We start from the raw sequence: 2363 nt of genomic DNA on the forward strand, positions 1-2363 counted from the left end.
CGCGCTGCAGACGATGGTCGAGAAACGACCGCGCTGGGGCTTTTGGAAGTGCTACGACCGGCTGCGCCTTGATGGGCAGCCCTGGAATCACAAGCGCGTGCACCGCGTGTACTGCTCGATGCGGCTGAATATCCCGCGTCGCGCGAAGCGGCGCGTGCCCACGCGGCTTCGTCAGCCGATGGGAGCAGCGGTGATGCTCAACGATGTCTGGGCTCTGGATTTCATGCACGACCGGCTCTACTGCGGACGGGCGTTTCGAACGCTCAACGTCATCGACGAGGCCAATTGCAGATTCCGACTGATCCCGAACACTGATTCCGACTGAAGCCGAACGGTCGTTCCGACCGAAGGCGAACACCGATTCCGAACGAAGCCGAACGGGTATTCCGAGCCAAGCCGAACGGGCTGGGGCGCGGAAAATCACGGCACAGGTGCGTCTGGAGAGGCCGGCGAGACCAGGCAGGAGGTGCCCTCCCAATCCAACCACGAACAGGGAGGGCACCATGCCTGCGCACAGAACCACCATGCGCAAGACACGAGAAATACTTAGGCTCCGCTGGCACCTTGGGCAATCGGTGCGGGCCACATCGCGCAGCTGCGGCGTGGCCGGCAGCACGATCCTGGAGTTGGAGTCGCGCGCCAAGGCGGCTGGCCTGTCCTGGCCGCTGGCCGACGACCTCGATGATGCGGCGCTGGAAGCGCTGCTATACAAGCGCGAGGCGGCGCCGCCCGCACGCGAGCTGCCCGACTTCGCATCCGTCCACCGCGAGCTTCGCCGCAAGGGCGTTACGCTCGAGCTGCTCTGGCTCGAGTACAAGGAGCGCGGCGGCCCGCAGGCCTACAGCTACTCGCGCTTTTGCGAGCTGTACGGCAAGTGGCGTGGGACTCTGGACGTGGTCATGCGCCAGAGCCATCGCGCCGGCGAAAAGCTCTTTGTCGACTGGGCCGGCCAGGCGCTGCCGCTTACCAACGCCCAGACCGGAGAGGTAACCGAGCAGCCGATATTCGTGGCCGCCCTGGGCGCCAGCAACTACACCTACGCCGAGGCAGCCCAGAGCCAGGAGTCGGCGTGCTGGCTGATGGCGCACGTACGCGCCTTTGAGTTTCTCGGCGGCGTTACCGAAGTCGTCGTCCCCGACAACCTAAAGACCGGCGTCACCAAGGCCTGCTTCTACGAGCCCTCGCTCAACAAGGCCTACGTCGAGCTGGCCGAGCACTACGGCACCACGATCCTGCCGACACGCGTAGCCAAGCCCAAAGACAAGCCCAAGGTCGAGAATGCCGTCCAGCAGGTGGAACGCTGGGTGCTGGCCCCGCTTCGCAACCATACGTTCTTCAGCCTGGCCGAGATGAATGCCGCCATCGCCGAGCGCCTCGCGTGGCTCAACGACCGCCCATTCTCGCGCCTGCAGGGCACGCGCAGGTCGCTGTACATGGAGCTTGATCGCCCGGCACTGCGGCCGTTGCCAGCCAAGAGATTCGAGCCTGCCGACTGGAAGGTCGACGTCGGTGTGGGCATCGACCACCACATCGTCTTCGACAAGCACTACTACAGCGTGCCGCACGAGCTGGTGGGCAAGCGCGTCGACGTGCGCGCCGGATTCCTCATCGTCGAGCTGTTCTACAGCTGTCCAGCGACACCCAGTCTCGCGCACTAAGACGACATCCAGATTCGCGCACCTCGGTTGATCCTAAACCCTCGATTTTTCCGCTGTTCGGTTTCCGCTATCGGGTTTTTCTGCGACACCCTCCTTCACGATTGCTGCGTCACGGCGCGTTCCAGGTCCCGGAGCCTGTAGCTGCGTCCTTTGATGTCCAGGACGTGGCTGTTGTGCAGGAGTCGGTCCAGGATTGCGGTTGCCAGCACCTCGTCGCCGGCCAGGATCTCGGGCCATTCCCGAATTCCCTTGTTCGTGGTGATCAGGATGCTGCCGCGCTGGTAGCGGTGGGACACCAGGCGAAAGAACAGGCTGGCCTCCTGGCGCGTCATCGGGTCGAAGCCGACCTCATCGATGACGAGCAGGGAAGAGGACAGGTACTTCTTTCGCCGCAGCCGCGACGGTGACAGCTCGGCATCGCGCCGCAGCGCTGCCATCAGCTCGTCGAGCCGGCAGAAGCTGACACCGAAGCCGCACTCAACGGCGCGCACGGCCAGTGCGATGGCTAGGTGCGTCTTGCCGACGCCCGGAGGTCCCTGGATCAGCAGCGTGCGGTTCTCGCGGATCCACTGGCACGTCCCCAGCGTCTCGATGCGGCTGCGTTCGATGGAAGGCTGGAAGCTGAAGTCGAAGCTGCCGATGGTCTGACCGGTGGGCAGACCCGAGAGCCGCAGCGAGGTGCGCACACGCCGCTCCTCGCGCCAA

At 64.7% G+C, this 2363-nt stretch carries 2 protein-coding genes and 1 pseudogene; 2 read left to right on the plus strand and 1 reads right to left on the minus strand.

The window, feature by feature from the left end; genetic code table 11:
* A pseudogene (locus tag VEC57_14850) lies at positions 1 to 286 on the plus strand (IS3 family transposase).
* Positions 287 to 524: 238 nt separating this feature from the next.
* On the plus strand, positions 525 to 1658 hold the full coding sequence (gene istA / locus VEC57_14855) for an IS21 family transposase (GenBank protein ID HYC00414.1): 1134 nt from the start codon (positions 525 to 527) through the stop codon (positions 1656 to 1658).
* 95 nt (positions 1659 to 1753) lie between these two features.
* On the opposite strand, the gene istB is transcribed toward istA, so the two are convergent.
* Positions 1754 to 2363, minus strand: a 610-nt coding sequence (gene istB / locus VEC57_14860) for an IS21-like element helper ATPase IstB (GenBank protein ID HYC00415.1), incomplete at its 5' end; no start/stop codon positions are given.

This window comes from Candidatus Limnocylindrales bacterium (genome assembly GCA_035626395.1).
Lineage (GTDB): Bacteria > Desulfobacterota > Binatia > UBA1149 > CAITLU01 > DASPNH01.

Coding starts and splice junctions, on each gene's coding strand:
- istA (HYC00414.1), top strand. CDS start 525: ATGCGCAAGACACGAGAAATACTTAGGCTCCGCTGGCACCTTGGGCAA.